The organism is Pseudodesulfovibrio tunisiensis, from assembly GCF_022809775.1.
GTDB lineage: Bacteria > Desulfobacterota > Desulfovibrionia > Desulfovibrionales > Desulfovibrionaceae > Pseudodesulfovibrio > Pseudodesulfovibrio tunisiensis.
Genome location: NZ_CP094380.1, coordinates 1766601 through 1781773, shown reverse-complemented (window position 1 = coordinate 1781773; position 15173 = coordinate 1766601). Strand labels below are relative to the sequence as shown.

Sequence of the window (15173 nt, the reverse complement as noted above, 5' to 3'; positions counted from 1 at the left end):
GCGATATGCGGAATCGTCGGCCCAGGGGCACGCGCTGATTGCCGCGTACCACCACGGCCTTGAGGTTCTTGGCTCCGAGCACTGCGCCGGACCCGCGCGCGGCGGATGCGTATTTGTCTACGATGGTGGAGGCGAAGCGCACGAGATTTTCCCCGGCCTGACCGATGCAGGCCACGCTGGATGCCCTGCCGTGCCGCTGCTTGAGGATGTCCGTGGCCTCCCATGTGGTCCTGCCCCACAGGTCGGATGCGTCCAGCACCTGAACCGTGTGGTTTTCCACCAGCAGATATTTCGGGGATTCGGCCCGGCCCGTGATGATGAACTGGTCCCAGCCCGCGCGCTTCATCATGAAGGCAAAGGCGCCGCCTGCATTGCCGTCGCCGAGGATGCCGGAATAGGGCGACAGGGTGCTGACTTCCACGCGGCTGGTCAGGCCCAGCGGCGTGCCGGACAGGGGACCGGGCGCGAAACAGATCACGTTGTCCGGGCCGAGAGGATCGGTACCGGGCCGGATTTCGTTCAGCAGGACATGGGAGTTGAGACCGCGCCCGCCGATGAGGTCGCGGGCGAGTTCGGGATCAAGGGGAAGACTGGTGGACCTTCGGGTGTTCAGGTCCACGCGCAGCACGTGGCCGGTCCATCCCCGGAAGGACGTTGCCTGGGTCATGGGTGCTCCTTGGGCTTGTGTTCCGGCCGCCATGATACGGCGGCCCGCAAGTCCGGCCCATGATAACCAGTGCGTCAGGTGTGGTGGGAACCGGAAAGTACCACCCGCGCGAAATATCAGAAGTCCATCAGGCCGAGGGGATCGAGCTTGTCCTGCTCCACGCGGTGGAACCGGGCCACGTCATAAAAGAGATCTTCCTCGATGGCGAAGAGCTGCCACTCGCCGCCCGAGCCGAACGCATTCCAGAGTTCGGTGTGGATGCCCTTGTGGACCAGCAGTTCGACAATGTCGGACTCCGCTCCTTCCAGATGGGTCTGCATGAGCGGCACAAGGCCGCAGGTCACGTGCTTGACGTCGTATCGTTCGATTTTTTCCTGACTCATGGCTACTTCCCGATGCAGAAGGTGTCGAAAATGGCGTTGAGAATGTCTGCGGAAGCGATCTCCCCGGTGATGGAGGAGAGCAGGTCGCACGCGGTTTCGAGCCGCACGCCAAGAAGGTCGTAGGGGATGCCCTGCCGCGCGTCAAGGACGAGCAGTTCCAGTTCGTCGTGCGCGGCCTTGAGTGTTCTGGCCTGCCGGGCATTGGGCGCGATTTCGTCCGGGTCGGGCTGGCCTTCCCCTTCCAGAATGCGTGCCCGGATGCGGGCACAGAGTGCATCCAGTTCCGTGCCGAACCTGGCGGAGATGCGTACGGTTTCAAAGCCTGCCTGTGCGAGCAGGTCTGCCGGAGCCGGATCGGCCGGGGCAAGGTCCACCTTGTTCAGGGCGATCAGGGTCTTGTCCGGGGAAATGGCGTGCAGGGCCGTTTCGGTTTCCGGAGACAGCGGAGCGCTGTTGTCCACCACGAACAGGATCAGGTCGGCCTGTTCCATGAGTTCGCGTCCCATTTCCAGCCCTGCTGCCTCGATGGCATCGTCCGTGCTGCGCAGCCCTGCCGTGTCCGCGATGCGCACGGTCAGACCGTCCAGATTCAGTGATTCTTCGAGATAGTCGCGCGTGGTGCCGGGCTGGTCCGTGACAATGGCCCGGTTCTTTCCGAGCAGCGCGTTCATCAGGCTGGACTTGCCTGCGTTGACCCGCCCGGCCAGCACCACGAGTGCGCCTTCGCGCCATGCCCGGGCACGGTTCACGGCCGAAAGCAGCGTGGCGATGGTGGTCATGACCTCGTTGCAGGCAGCCTTGAGCTCTTCCGGGGTCAGACATTCCATCTCTTCCTCGGGAAAGTCCACGGCAAGGCAGAGCTGGGCGCGTACCTGTTCCAGCCGGGCGCGAAGGTCGGCAATGGTGCGTCCGAGCACACCGGAGAGCTTGACCTGCGCCATGTGCATGGCGGCCCGGGTCGGGGCGTGGATCATTTCGGCCACGGCCTCGGCCTGCGTCAGGTCCATGCGGCCGTTCATGAAGGCACGGTAGGTGAATTCCCCGCGTTCGGCCATGCGTGCGCCGCGACTGAGGATTTCCTCCAGCACGCCTTGCAGCACGGCCCGGCCGCCATGGCAGTTGAACTCGATCACGTCCTCGCCCGTGTACGAATGCGGACCGGGCATGAACGCGGCAAGGCCGTCGTCCAGCGTGTTGCCGTGGGCGTCGGCAATGGTGCCGTAATGCAGGTGATGGGGCCGGAAATCCGTGAAGGAGGATGCGGCCGGGCGGAACAGGGCGCGGGCAATGGCCTTGGCTTCCGGGCCGCTGATGCGGATGATGCCGACGCCGCCCTCGCCGGGCGGAGTGGCTATGGCCGCGATGGTGTCCTTGGCTAGCCTCGGGTCTGGCATGGCCGCGCTCCGTGGAAAAAGGGGATTGCCGGGGAGGAGAAAAGGCTCCTCCCCGGCTGGGAATGTCGTATGTCGGGCCGGGACGCGGCTAGTGCCGCTGCTGGCCTCGACCGTTGTTGTAATTCTTGCGCTTGGGCACGATCAGCACGCGCTTGAGCGGGCCGTCTCCCTTGGAGCGCGTGAACACGGACTCGTGGTCCTGCAACGCAAGGTGCACGATCCGGCGATGATAGGAGCTCAGGGGCTTGGTGGACTGGGTCCGGCTCATCCTCAGCGCCTTGTCCGCCAGATGCTGTGCGAGCTGGCGCAGCTTTTCGTCCTGACGTTCGCGGTAGTCGCCGGTATCCACCTGCACGCGCACCGAGGCGCCCATGCGGCGGGCCACCAGTCTGTTCACCAGATACTGGATCGAGGACAGGGTCTGCCCCTCGCGTCCGATGATCAGGCCGCTGTTTTCCTCGTCGTCGATGAACACCTTGACGCGGTCCGTGTCAAAGGTGACCTCGAGTTCGGGCCTGCTCTGGACAATGGGCTCCAGAATGCGGGTGAGCACGTCACGCACGGTTTCCTGAAGCTCGTCGCGGTCCAGATCGGCCAGAGCACTGGCCATGGGAGCCTGAACTTCGTCCTCGGCTTCCCCGGCCTTTTCCTCTTCGGCAGGCTCGGCCTGAATAGCATCAGGAGCCTCGCGCACAGGCTCCTGAGCCGGGGCGACTTCGGGTTCCGGAGTCTCGATCTCGGGTTCGGCTGCCGGAGCTTCGGCAACAGGTTTCGGTTCGGGCTCGGGTTGCGCCTCGGGTTCCGGCTGCTGCCGGACCTGAGGTTCGGGCCTGGCTTCTTCCTTTGCCGGTTCGGGCTTGGGCTGCCTGGGCTTGCGTTCCTGGCGGGGTTTCTTTTCCGCCGGGCCGGAATCGCCATTCATCAGATCGGCCGTACGCATCTGGGCGCGGGGACGGGCCTTGATTCTGGCCTTTTTCACCCCGACGATGCCGAAGATGCCGGTCGATCCGCCGCCGACGATTTCGATCTCAAGGCGGTCGCGCTTGAGATTGAAGTAATCGCAGGCGGTGTCGATGGCTTCATCCAGGTTCTTGCCCTGGAATTCTTTGAAGTCTGTCATTTCAATTCCTTGCATGGCCGGGGAATCAGGCCCCCCGGTGGCGTTGGGTAATCGTTACGCGTTCGCCTTCTTCCTGGTCTTCCTGGCGATCATGAGCTGCTGGCCTATGGACAGAACGTTGTTCAGGAGCCAGTAGACGACCAGACCGGACGGGAACTGGAGGAACAGGAAGGTGAAGACCACGGGCATGATCAGCATGATCTTGCGCTGAGTCGGGTCGCCTGCGGACGGAGTCATCTTCTGCTGCAGGAACATGGTCGCGCCCATCACCAGCGGGGTGATGTAGAGCGGGTCCTTGGCGGACAGGTCGGCCAGCCAGGTGATGTCCGTGAAGGGCAGGTGGGCGATGAACGGTGCGTGTCGCAGCTCGACCGCGCCCAGAAGCGCCTTGTACAGTCCGAAGAAGACCGGAATCTGGACCACCATGGGCAGGCATCCGCCCATGGGGTTGACCTTGTACGTCTTGTACAGGGCCATGGTTTCCTGGTTCAGGCGCTGCTTGTCGTCACCATACTTCTCGCGCAGCTTGGCCACCATGGGCTGGAGCTTCTTCATCTGCTCCATGGACTGGTAGCTCTTCTGGGAGAGAGGCCAGAAGATCATCTTGATGATGATGGTCAGGATGATGATGGCAATGCCGTAGTTGTGGACGTACTGGTACAGGAAGTCCAGCATCAGAAGCAGGGGCTTCGCAAGTACGTCGAACCAGCCGAAATTAATGGCATCGGACAGGTCGTTGGGCATCTGGGCCAGCATGTTTCTGTCCGTGGGCCCGACAAAGTAGGACGCCTTCATGGTCTTGGCCACATTGGGCATGAAGGTCGCCTTCTCCTCGATGGCGAGGCGGAAGATGTTGTCCTGAAGCCCGGCGTACAGCGAGGAGTCCTTGCTGTCGGGCATGATGGCGAACATGAAGTAGTTGGATTCGATCACGCCCCACTTGAGGCCACCGGTCGCGGAAAAGCCCTTTTCCTTGAGGTCGTCGCGGTCGTCTTCCTCTTCCCGGCCGTTGTCGGTCAGGTAGGCCACCTTGGTGGGATTGTAGCGATCGTCTTCGGCGGACATGGACTTGGCCGCGCCCGTGAAGGACAGGGAGCCTTCCACGCCGATTCCGCCGAGGTTGGTCACGGTGGCGGATTCCTCGATCAGGTAGGTGTCCGCGTGAAAGGTGAGTACGCGCTCGATGCGGAAATTGCCGGAGCGGCCCACGAATTTCAGGGTGTTGGTTCCCTGGGCGATATTCAGGTCGTCGCCTTCGAAGGACCATTCACCGCGCTTCCAGGTGTGGAACTCGTCGCCGCCCTTGCGCAGGATCAGACCCAGCGGTCCCTTGCCCACGGCCTTGGCGCCCACGAGGTCGACATGGGGAGAATCGGCTTCCAGACTGTCCTTGAAATTGGTGAGAATGAATTTCTCGAGAATGCCACCCTGGGAGTTGAACACGGCGGTGTAGAGCGGGGTGGTGACAGTGACCTGCCTGCCCTTGGTGGGAACGAAATCGTCGGCCGGGGCAGCAGCCTCGGGCGCGGTCTGTTCAGCGCTTTTTTCGGTCAGGGCCGCCGCTTTCTGTTCAGCCTGCTGAGCCTGTTCGGCCATTTGGGCCTGTTCCTGAGGGGACGGGCTGAAAAAATACTGCCACCCGAAAAGGATGACGGCACTGAGAACAACAAAGATGATTACGCGGAATTGGTCCTGCTTTTCCATGGAAATGATCTCGCTTTGGGTTTGTCGCTGGGCCATTTTTCAGGCACGGGGTCATAGCCGCCTTTGCAGAGAGGTTGACAGCGAAGGAGACGCCAAAGCGCAAGGAGACCACCCTTGATCGCACCGTGCCGGATGATCGCCTGTCTCGCGTATTCCGAGCATGAGGGAACGAACCGGCAACTGGGGGGAAGCAGGGGGGAGATGAGTTTCTGATAAAACCAAATGAGCGCCAAGCATACCTTGCGCATCATTTCCTCTCATCAGAGTTGTTCCGCAAGAGCCGACGCTCGAAAAACGGGACGAACTCTTCCGTGGCGAGGGCGAGGTTCAGCTGCGTGGTCTTGAGATTGCGCTTGGGGATGACGACAACGTCCAGTGGCGACTCAAATGTGTGTTGGTGCAGCCTGAAGACCTCGCGGACCACTCTCTTGATTCTGTTGCGCGCCACCGCGTTCCCCATTTTCCGACTGACGGTCAGGCCCAGACGCAAGCCGTCGGGCCCGCCGTCCCTGCGGAATATGAAAAGGATGAAGTGCCTGGTGTGGTGCTTTTTCCCTTGTTCGTAGCAATGCACGAACTCGGGGCGTTTACGCAGGCGGCGCTCCTTCGGCCAAGTTAGACGGCTAATCTTTTGCGCCCCTTGGCACGGCGGCGGCGCAGCACGGCGCGGCCGTTTTTGGTGCGGGAGCGCACCAGGAATCCGTGAGTTCTCTTTCTGCGGGTTTTGCTCGGCTGATACGTTCTTTTCATATCAATGATCTCCTGAGAGTAGAATTTCGTTTACGGAAACGGTGAACGGAAGCATATATCCTTTGATGGACTTGCCGTCAAGAAGATAGTTGCCACTGCTCCCCGGAGCCTTCCCCTTGGGCCGCTTCCGTGCGGCGGGGATTTCTGCTACATGTTTTCCCCGGCTTTGGCAAAAGAAAAATCATTGCCCGCCCCGGGGCTTGCGCGATCTTGCGCGGTCCTGCCCCACATCCGGGTGAGCCAGCCGAATTCATACACGTTTCCCAAGGAGTAGTACATGAAAAATCCCATCGACAACTATTGGTCCGTTCGACTTGATCAGGTCAAGGCCCGACTGGAAAAGAACGGATTCGACGTCTTTTCCGCCACCGACACCGACGAAGCAAAGAAGATCGTTCTCGAAGACATTCTGCCGGGACTGGCTCCGAAAACCCTGTCCTGGGGCGGTTCGGTCTCCTTCGTGAAGTCCGGTCTGTATCATCATTTCCGCGACGAGAGTGATTTCGAATTGCTCGACCACTGGGGCAAGGGGTTGTCCGAAGAGGAAAGAGACGATCTGCGGCATCGCTCCCTGCTGTGCGACTGCTTTTTTGCCGGAACCAACGCCCTGACCGAGGATGGCCAGCTCGTTAATTTGGACATGGTCGGCAACCGTGTCGCTCCCATGATGTATGGCCCGAAGAACGTGGTGCTGATTGTCGGCCGCAACAAGCTGGTTGCGGATCTGGAAGGCGCCATGGCCCGCATCAAGGAATTCGCTGCCCCTGTCAACGCCATGCGTCTGGACATGAAGACCCCGTGCCGCAAGACCGGCTACTGCATGGATTGCGACAGCCCGGACCGCATCTGCAACATGTGGACGATCATCGAGAAGTGTTTCCCCAAGGGACGCATCAAGATCGTTCTGGTCAATCAGGACCTCGGATTCTAGAAGCTGTGGAAAAGCATGTTCGCAACATGTTCCTTTCCTGAAAACATCCGGAGCGCATCATGACCCGCCGCCATCTGTCACAGGATCGCACGTACCGGGAAATGGTGCGCCCCGGCACGGACGAGGTCCGGTTTCAGGTCGCCGTGGAGCAGACCGATCTGCTCGTGGTGGCCGAAACCGACCTGTCTGTGGAAATTTCGTCCTTCGTCACCCGCGTGCGCGGGGACATCAAGAACTGGATTCTCTTTCATCCCCAATTTCTGGAAAGCCTTGTCCCGGTTCCGGTTCCGGATTCGGCACCGGAAATCGTGCGTTGCATGGCCCGGGCTGCGGAAATCTGTGGCGTGGGCCCAATGGCCGCAGTGGCCGGGGCAGTGTCGCAGGCCGTGGCCGACGAATTTGTTTCCCGATCCCCGAACATCCTGATCGAAAACGGCGGGGACACCTATCTGCATTCCACGCATGAACGCGTGGTGGCCCTGCTGCCCGAACCCGAATCCGGGGCCATGATGGGGCTGCGCATCGAGAAGGACGGCTTCCCCGCCTCCATCTGCGCCTCGTCCGCCACGATCGGCCATTCCCTGAGTCTCGGACATGGCGATCTCGTGGCTGTGCGTGCCCGGTCCGGGGCGTTTGCCGATGCTGCTGCCACTCATCTGTGCAACATGCTTGGTTCTGCCGCTGATCTCGGACCCGTCCTCGAACGCACCCGGCAACTTGCCGACAAGGGACTTCAGGGAATCTTCGCCCAGTGCAACGGCAAGCTTGCCGCATGGGGCGAACTGGAACTCGTCGCGCTGGGGTGAGGATGCTTTCGGCGACCAGAGAAACTTTGATTCGGCCCGTCCTGGGCCTCACCCTTCGGGCGCTGCAAAGTCAGCGTCCAAATCCGCTGTCCTGCGGATTTGTCGTGAAAGTTTCTCTGGACTCTTCAAAGTCTTTTGGTTCTACGCCGCCTGTGAAGACGGGGGAACGTGAAAAGCTGCTTCGGCGGCGTAGTTGGTCGCGGAGCTGCCTGACTTGCCTTGTCGAAGGACAAGTCTCAGGGGAAACAACATATTGCAAAGAAGAAGCGTTTTCTTTTTGGGTATCCGTTTTCGGAATGTGAAGAGCCCGGCTGCCTGTCCCGTCAGGGCAGGCAGCCGGGCTCTTCACATTCCGAAAACAGATGGGGATCCAAGGGGCCTTGCTCCTTGGCGGGTCCAGGGCAGCGCCCTGGTCTCCCCCGAAGGGGCCGCCGGAGGCCTATTTCTTCTGTTTGAGCACGGCGTTGAGCAGATCGCGTTCGAGAATGCGGATGATGCGGGTGTCGTGCTCGTCGCGGCCGATGGCGATGAAATTCTGCTGTGCCAGCCCGTGCAGATAGCGTTCGATGGTTTCCGGGTTGGTGACAAAGGCTTCGGCGATGAGCCGCACGGCCGTGTCATAGCGCACCTCGGTGGTGTCGTTCACGGCAAAGAGCTGGAGGATGCGCACCATGCCCATGGGAATGCTGGGCACGCGCATGGCCTTCTTCGTGGTGGTCTTGAGGCGGCTGACGAGTACGGTGAGAATGGAGGAGATGACCTGCGGCATTTCGCGCATGGACTCGTCGAGATCGTCCTTGGTGACCACGATGACCTTGGAGTCCTCCAGAGCAATGGCCGTGGCGGTGCGGGTCTGATCTTCGAGAAAGAGCGCCATTTCTCCGAAAAGGGAGATGGGGGAGAGGATGGCGAAGACCTTCTTGTTGCCATCCACGATGCCGGAGATTTCGATCCTGCCATCCGTCAGGATGTAGGCTGCGTCGCCTTTGGTTCCCTCGTTGAAGACCACGTTGTGCTTGAGCACGTTCTTCATGAGAAAATTTCCGTGGGAAACGCGTTTCATCTGAAGCGACGGCTGCTGGATGATGGACATGCTTTTCTCCGGTCCGGGGAAGGCGGGATTGCCGAGTATGTACGGTTTGATACCAGAACCGTGGTGCAATGCAACCGGGTTATTTCCCGGACGCCTGTTTTGCACGGACACTGGCGACCTTTCTGTTCAGTCCGTCCGTGCGGTCGGCGCGATAGTCGATGCTCATGGTCATGTAGACGCGGTCGCAGTCCGGTTCCAGCTCGCGGAAACAGGCGGTGACGACCTGCATGACCTCGTCCCATTCGCCTTCGATGCTGGTGCTCATGGGGCCGAGTTCGTGGGGCAGGCCGGAGGCGGCGATCACGTTCAGAACACGAGCTACATACGGGCTGAGAGAGGTGCCGGGCTGGTTCGTTGGAAAGATGGAAAGGGCGGCAAGCACGCTCATGATGATTCTCCTTGCGTTGGAGTAGGAATTGATCTTGTCGGGCCGAACGCATTGACACGATTCCCCATGTGTCTGTAAATGGCCCGGTCATCGCAACTGAAAACCGCCTTTCGGGCGAGATAACATATGAGGTAATTCATGGGTGTCTACTATATGCCTGCCGAGGGCGACGGTCGAGTCGAACAATTGCTCCACTGGTACAAGACCAGGGAACGCCCCCGCCCGTCCTTTCCTCGGGCCATCCAGATCCAGACCACGAGCCGTTGCAATGCCCGGTGCCTGTTCTGCGGGTACATGGACATCCACAAGACCCTGCCCATGGGCGACATGGACGACGATCTCTTCAGGAAGATCGCGGACGAATGCTGCAATCATTACGTGGGCCGCATTTCCACCTATCTGATGAACGAGCCGCTCGTGGACCCCAAGCAGGCCGAGCGCATCGCGTACATCGAGGCGCGCAGAAAGCCGTTCACCAAGACCAAGATCAACAGCAACGGCGCCCTGCTCACCCCGGATGTGAGCGAGGGCCTGATCGATGCCAAGCTGCGCCATCTCTGGGTCAGCGTGCAGGGATATTCGCAGGAAAGCTACAAGAAGAGCATGGGCCTGTCCCTGACTCGCGTGCTGGACAATATCGACGCGTTTCTGGACATTCGGGACAGGAAGGGCGCGAAATTTCCCAAGCTGACCGTAACCACTCTGCGCACCAAGCTGGTGGAGGACGAGCTGGAATACGCCGCAAAATATTGGGCCGACCGCAACGTGCGGTTCAAGATTCACACCATGGACAACCGTTCTGGCAAGGACGAGATCAAGGAAATCGCGGTGAGCAAGCCCAAGTTGCGCCGCAATTGCGATCTGTTCCTGAAGCAGGCGTACATCCTTTATAATGGAGACATGATCCTCTGCTGCCACGACTGGAAGCGGACCGTGGTGCTCGGCAACGTGCGCGAGCATTCCATCGAGGAAGTCTGGAATTCTCCCCGGTTCCTGCAAGTGATTCGCGAGTACGAAGCCGGTGACTATACCAACTGCGAGATCTGTCGGACCTGCACCGGCTAGATCGGAATTTTCGGAAACTCCGGTTTCGTAAGACGGGAGCCCGTCGGACACATGCTGTCCGGCGGGCTCCCTGTCTTTCGGAATGTGTCATGCGGAACGACTGTTGCCTATTCCGGACGGCTCACAAAGGCGCGGGCCAGAAACTCCAGAAAACGGGCGGCCATGTCCTTGGCAGGGAGTTCGGGCAGCGGACGGTCCGTGAACGCGCCTTCCATGTGCAGGCTGAGGATGTGCGGAATCACTCTGGAGCGCTGTCCGCCCGTGCCCGTGAACGAGGCGAGTGCGCCGCCCACGTCCATCGGGTGCCTGACCACGCGAAGAGGAGTGCCGTCCTCGTATATGTGGGCGCAGAGTTCCGGGGGCGAGGTTACGGAATACTGACGGCAGGTCACGGGGCGCATGGGGTGGATCGAACAGGAACCGTCCTCCACGAACGGGCAGAGCAGGCGCTGGTCCCAGTAGAGCTTTTGCAGCTCGCGCACCTTGCGCCAGTCGTGAGCATGGTTGTTGAACACGTCCAGCAGCCGGGAGAGCAGGCCGTTTCCTTCCAGTTTGGCTACGGCATCGTGAAATCTCGTGGTAACACGATCGCGTTGTTCTTCCGGCAGGGAGCGGACCACGCGGGCCAGATGCACGGCCTCGTATTCGCTGATCGGAACCATCTGGTGGCAGCATACGCCGCAATTCGGACCGCAGGAGATGCGTTGGCCCATGTTTTCCAAATCCTGATTCGACCGGACAAAAATGGTATCAGCCATGGTGAAAATCGCAGGAAGCAGTTCCATGACCGTGACATTTTTTTGCGGAAGGTCGAGCTTCACGGGAAGTGGAGAACCCTTCGTGAATTCAAGCACAAAATGCCATTTTTTCATGTGTGGACGATTTCCCTTTTTTGGGATTAAGTGTTTGCCCTGAATACGTTTTTGCAAAATATTCCACAGATGACATAGCATAGGCTCTAATCGTGCGTTATGCAAGCAACCATGCGTGTAGCGCACCGATAGCGCTGGAAAATTTTCAAATTCCCTATTGATTTTGTTTGTAAAGCAGGCTACTACCCGATTAATTAGTTTTTCCGGGTGGTTATGGCACGAACTCGGGAAAAATGTGTGTATAATGTCACGAAGCCGTATTTCGTGTCATTGAAGAAAACGGATGGGTTTTTTCCCGGGTAATCCTGCCCGGAGTCGTGAGCGGGGCCACTTCGTTCCGCATCATGACAGACTTACCCTATTACGGAGGTGTTCTATGAAATTTTCCGTAGGTCATGGTAGGGACGGAGCCGTGGAACGGCTGGAAAAACGCGGCGTTTCCCGTCGTGATTTCATGAAGTTCTGTGGTACCGTGGCTGCTGTGATGGGCATGGGTCCGGCTTTTGCTCCGAAAGTTGCCGAAGCCCTGACCAATGACAATCGCCCCGATGTCATTTGGCTGCACAACGCCGAATGCACCGGCTGTTCCGAGTCCATTCTGCGTACTGTCGAGCCGTACATCGACGCGCTGATTCTTGACGTCATTTCCCTGAACTATCACGAGACCATCATGGCCGCAGCTGGCGAAGCCGCTGAAAAGGCCCTGTGGGATACCGTGAACAAGGGCAACTTCGTGGCCGTTGTCGAAGGCGGCGTTCCCACTGCCGCCGCCGGCATCGAAAACGAGCCCGGCGCGTACGGCAAGGTCTCCGGCCACACCATGCTGCACACCACCACCGAGGTGGTGAACAGGGCTGCCGCCACCATCACGTACGGCACCTGCGCCGCTTACGGCGGCGTGCAGAAGGCCGCCCCGAACCCGACCGGCGCCAAGGGGCTGGACGAGCTGTTCCCGGACAAGGCCATCATCAATGTACCCGGCTGCCCGCCGAACCCGTACAACCTGGTTGGCTCCATCGTGCACTTCCTGACCAAGGGCATCCCCGAGCTCGACGAAGTCGGTCGTCCCATGGTGTTCTTCGGCGAATCCGTGCACGACAACTGCCCGCGCCAGGAATTCTTCGACAACGACCAGTTCGCGCCTTCCTTCGGTTCCGAAGAGGCTCGCAAGGGCTGGTGTCTGCGGAAGCTGGGTTGCCGCGGTCCCGAGACATACAACAACTGTCCGACCGTGAAGTTCAACCAGTACAACTGGCCCGTTCAGGCTGGCCATCCCTGCATCGGCTGCTCCCAGCCCAACTTCTGGGACGGCGAGGACTGGGACGGCGAGACCTACATCTACGCCGACCTCACCTAGTGTGGCCCCCGTACAGGTTTCGTTGTTCTAACCCGCAGACTGTGTCAGAATTCCAAGGAGGATAGAATATGTCCGGTTGCTCCCCGAAAGCCGCCCCCATGGCCAAGGGCAAACATGAAGTCATCGTCGATCCGGTTACCCGCATCGAGGGTCACCTTCGCATCGAGGCCGTTGTCGAAGACGGCAAGATCGTCGACGTTCGCAGCAGCGCTCAGCTGTTCCGTGGCCTGGAAATCATCCTGAAGGGCCGCGATCCCCGTGATGCCCAGCACTTCACCCAGCGTTCCTGCGGCGTGTGCACCTACGTGCATGCTCTGGCTTCGGTTCGCTGCGTGGACAACGCCGTGGGCGTTGACAAGGTGCTGCCCCATAATGCCACCATCATCCGCAATCTGGTCATGGCCGCGCAGTTCATGCACGACCACATCGTGCACTTCTATCAGCTGCACGCTCTGGATTTCGTGGATGTTGCCGCCTGTGCCGAGGCCGACGTCGACAAGACCGCGGAAATCGCTCAGGCCGTTGCCAGAACCGTGCGCCCCAATCCGAAGATCGTGTCCTCCAAGGCCGACCTTCAGAAGACCAAGGACACCGTCATCGGCATCGTGAAGTCCGGCCGTCTGGGCATCTTCACCAACGCCTACTTCCTCGGCGGTCATCCGTCCTACGTGCTGCCGCCCGAGGTCAACCTGCTGGCGACCAACCACTACCTGAATGCCCTGCATCTTCAGGTCAAGGCCGCCCGCGCCATGGCCATTTTCGGCGCAAAGAACCCGCACACCCAGTTCACCGTGATGGGCGGCGTGACGTGCTACGAAGGCCTCACCGACAAATACATCAACGACTTCGTCGGCCTGTACGACGACATCCTCGACTTCATCCTGGATTGCTACATCCCGGATCTGATCGCGGTTGCCAAGGGCTACAAGAACTGGGCCTCCATCGGCGGCACCACGAACTTCATGACCTTCGGCGAATACCCGGCGCAGGGCGGCGAAGCCGACCTGAAATCCCGGTACGTCAAGCCCGGCGTGATCTTTGATCGCGACCTCGGCAACGTCATGGATCTCGATCCCGCGAAGATCGACGAACACGTCAAGCACTCCTGGTACAAGCCCGGCGAGCCGAAACACCCCTACGAGGGCGTTACCGAGCCGGAATACACCAGCCTCGACGACAAGGAACGCTACTCCTGGATGAAGGCCCCGCGCTACGACGGCCGTTCCACCGAGGTCGGCCCGCTGGCCACCTGCCTGGTGAACTATGGTCTGGGTCATCCCGAGTTCAAGAAGTACGTGGACTTTGTCCTTGCCCAGCTGGACGTGGGCCCTGAGGCCCTGTTCTCCACCCTCGGCCGTACTGCCGGCCGCGGCATCGAATGTCTGGTCACTGCCTTGAAGACCGCTGACTGGGTCAACGATCTCAAGGAAAACATCGCCAAGGGCGATCTGGACATCTGCAAGGATTGGGACATGCCTTCCGAGGCGCAGGGCGTTGGTTACGTCAACGCTCCTCGCGGTGCCCTGAGCCACTGGATCAACATCAAGGGCGGGAAGATCGACAACTTCCAGCTCGTGGTGCCCACCACGTGGAACCTTGGCCCTCGCTGCGACAAGGACCTGCCCAGCCCCGTGGAAGAGGCCCTCATGGACAACACCCCGATTGCCGATCCCGAGCGCCCGGTGGAAATCCTGCGCACGGTCCACTCGTATGACCCCTGCATCGCCTGCGGCGTGCACGTCATCGACAACAAGACCGGCAATGTGGCCAAATTCCGGGTTCTGTAGTTCCCGATAAACCGACCAACCGGCGGGAATCCGGAGTTGACCTCCGGGTTCCCGCCTTTTATGCAGGACCTATGGCAGACACAGAAAAGCGCATTCTCGTACTCGGCGTGGGCAATGTCCTGTTTTCCGACGAAGGCTTCGGCGTTCGAGTGGCCGAGGAACTGGACAGGGACTATGTATTTTCCTCCAATGTGGAGGTCATGGATGGAGGCACTCTGGGGCTTCGGCTCATGGGGCCGATCATGGAATCCGACTACCTGATTCTCGTGGATATCGTCATGAACGACGGCAGCCCGGGTGAAGTGTTCCGGCTGCTGGGACAGGACCTCGAAAAGGCCTGTTCGTTCCAGAATTCCATGCATCAGACCGACTTGCTCGATACGCTTGCCCAGTGTAATCTGGTGGGGACCGTTCCCGAGGACGTGATTCTTTACGGCGTGGAACCCAAGGATTTCACCACCATGTCCACGGCCCTGTCTCCCGAGCTGGAAGCCGTGCTCGGCAAGGTCAAGGAAACGGTGCTTGAGGAAATCAGGTCCGCGGGTGGCGAATTCGCGCCCCGGACAAGCAACAACCCTTCCACGGAGAAAGTCTATGTGCCTCGCGATACCTGCTGAGATTCTCGAAATTGAGGACGGCGTTGCCACCTGCAAGGTGGGTGAGGGCAATACCACTGTCCAGTGTTCCATCATGCTGCTGCCCGAAGAGGCGGTCATTGGCGACTACGTGATCATTCACGCGGGATTCGCCATCCAGAAGATGGACCCTGCCGAGGCAAAGGAAACCCTCAAAATCCTCCGCGACATGGTGGAGGTGATGGGCGGCGCGAATTATCAGCACGACATGCTGTAATTTG

At 59.9% G+C, this 15173-nt stretch carries 17 protein-coding genes and 1 pseudogene; 7 read left to right on the top strand and 11 right to left on the bottom strand.

Features of this window, described 5'->3' with window-relative positions; translation table 11 throughout:
* Positions 1 to 100: 100 nt before the first annotated feature.
* The 8 genes and pseudogenes from MPN23_RS08760 to rpmH all read right to left on the bottom strand — a co-directional run.
* Positions 101 to 667: pseudogene (locus tag MPN23_RS08760) on the bottom strand (aldehyde ferredoxin oxidoreductase N-terminal domain-containing protein); the annotation flags it as partial.
* Positions 668 to 783: 116 nt separating this feature from the next.
* Entirely contained in the window at positions 784 to 1050 is a 267-nt protein-coding gene (locus MPN23_RS08755) for a hypothetical protein (protein WP_243547316.1), read from the bottom strand.
* A 2-nt stretch (positions 1051 to 1052) separates the two neighbouring features.
* Complete coding sequence (gene mnmE / locus MPN23_RS08750; RefSeq protein WP_243547315.1) at positions 1053 to 2444, bottom strand: tRNA uridine-5-carboxymethylaminomethyl(34) synthesis GTPase MnmE; 1392 nt, start codon at positions 2442 to 2444, stop codon at positions 1053 to 1055.
* 88 nt (positions 2445 to 2532) lie between these two features.
* A complete protein-coding gene (gene jag / locus MPN23_RS08745) occupies positions 2533 to 3564 on the bottom strand; it encodes an RNA-binding cell elongation regulator Jag/EloR (protein WP_243547314.1) in 1032 nt (343 codons plus the stop codon).
* Positions 3565 to 3618: 54 nt separating this feature from the next.
* Positions 3619 to 5268 carry a membrane protein insertase YidC gene (yidC, locus tag MPN23_RS08740; protein ID WP_243547313.1) on the bottom strand — a complete coding sequence of 550 codons (1650 nt, stop codon included), beginning with the start codon at positions 5266 to 5268 and terminating at the stop codon, positions 3619 to 3621.
* The gene (yidD, locus tag MPN23_RS08735; RefSeq protein WP_243547369.1) at positions 5241 to 5516 is read right to left on the bottom strand and encodes a membrane protein insertion efficiency factor YidD; all 276 of its coding nucleotides are present in this window, start codon (positions 5514 to 5516) and stop codon (positions 5241 to 5243) included. Before yidD ends, yidC begins: the two co-directional genes overlap by 28 nt.
* Positions 5516 to 5896, bottom strand: a complete 381-nt coding sequence (rnpA, locus tag MPN23_RS08730; RefSeq protein WP_279388712.1) for a ribonuclease P protein component — start codon at positions 5894 to 5896, stop codon at positions 5516 to 5518. Before rnpA ends, yidD begins: the two co-directional genes overlap by 1 nt.
* Positions 5884 to 6018: a 50S ribosomal protein L34 gene (gene rpmH / locus MPN23_RS08725; protein ID WP_243547311.1), complete on the bottom strand. Its 135-nt coding sequence runs from the start codon at positions 6016 to 6018 to the stop codon at positions 5884 to 5886. Before rpmH ends, rnpA begins: the two co-directional genes overlap by 13 nt.
* A gap of 277 nt (positions 6019 to 6295) precedes the next feature.
* Here rpmH and MPN23_RS08720 point away from each other — a divergent pair, with 277 nt between their 5' ends.
* Both MPN23_RS08720 and MPN23_RS08715 read left to right on the top strand, forming a co-directional pair.
* Entirely contained in the window at positions 6296 to 6949 is a 654-nt protein-coding gene (locus MPN23_RS08720; protein ID WP_243547310.1) for a lactate utilization protein, read from the top strand.
* Between the two features lie 59 nt (positions 6950 to 7008).
* On the top strand, positions 7009 to 7755 hold the full coding sequence (locus tag MPN23_RS08715) for a UPF0280 family protein (RefSeq protein WP_243547309.1): 747 nt from the start codon (positions 7009 to 7011) through the stop codon (positions 7753 to 7755).
* A gap of 439 nt (positions 7756 to 8194) precedes the next feature.
* On the opposite strand, the gene MPN23_RS08710 is transcribed toward MPN23_RS08715, so the two are convergent.
* Both MPN23_RS08710 and MPN23_RS08705 read right to left on the bottom strand, forming a co-directional pair.
* Entirely contained in the window at positions 8195 to 8848 is a 654-nt protein-coding gene (locus MPN23_RS08710; protein WP_243547308.1) for a Crp/Fnr family transcriptional regulator, read from the bottom strand.
* Between the two features lie 79 nt (positions 8849 to 8927).
* Complete coding sequence (locus MPN23_RS08705) at positions 8928 to 9236, bottom strand: MTH1187 family thiamine-binding protein (RefSeq protein ID WP_243547307.1); 309 nt, start codon at positions 9234 to 9236, stop codon at positions 8928 to 8930.
* Between the two features lie 138 nt (positions 9237 to 9374).
* Here MPN23_RS08705 and MPN23_RS08700 point away from each other — a divergent pair, with 138 nt between their 5' ends.
* Positions 9375 to 10301 (top strand): radical SAM/SPASM domain-containing protein, encoded by a 927-nt coding sequence (locus tag MPN23_RS08700; protein ID WP_243547306.1) that lies wholly within the window; start codon positions 9375 to 9377, stop codon positions 10299 to 10301.
* Between the two features lie 107 nt (positions 10302 to 10408).
* Here the strand turns inward: MPN23_RS08700 and MPN23_RS08695 are convergent, their stop codons facing one another.
* The gene (locus MPN23_RS08695) at positions 10409 to 11059 is read right to left on the bottom strand and encodes a YkgJ family cysteine cluster protein (protein WP_243547305.1); all 651 of its coding nucleotides are present in this window, start codon (positions 11057 to 11059) and stop codon (positions 10409 to 10411) included.
* Between the two features lie 490 nt (positions 11060 to 11549).
* On the opposite strand from MPN23_RS08695, the gene MPN23_RS08690 reads away from it, so the two are divergent.
* The 4 genes from MPN23_RS08690 (at position 11550) to MPN23_RS08675 (ending at position 15169) form a co-directional block, all read left to right on the top strand.
* Entirely contained in the window at positions 11550 to 12530 is a 981-nt protein-coding gene (locus MPN23_RS08690; RefSeq protein WP_243547304.1) for a hydrogenase small subunit, read from the top strand.
* Positions 12531 to 12598: 68 nt separating this feature from the next.
* On the top strand, positions 12599 to 14317 hold the full coding sequence (locus MPN23_RS08685; protein ID WP_243547303.1) for a nickel-dependent hydrogenase large subunit: 1719 nt from the start codon (positions 12599 to 12601) through the stop codon (positions 14315 to 14317).
* A gap of 71 nt (positions 14318 to 14388) precedes the next feature.
* Positions 14389 to 14934, top strand: coding sequence for a HyaD/HybD family hydrogenase maturation endopeptidase (locus MPN23_RS08680; protein WP_243547302.1), 546 nt, complete (start codon positions 14389 to 14391; stop codon positions 14932 to 14934).
* A complete protein-coding gene (locus tag MPN23_RS08675; RefSeq protein WP_243547301.1) occupies positions 14912 to 15169 on the top strand; it encodes a HypC/HybG/HupF family hydrogenase formation chaperone in 258 nt (85 codons plus the stop codon). Before MPN23_RS08680 ends, MPN23_RS08675 begins: the two co-directional genes overlap by 23 nt.
* The last annotated feature ends 4 nt before the right edge of the window (positions 15170 to 15173 follow it).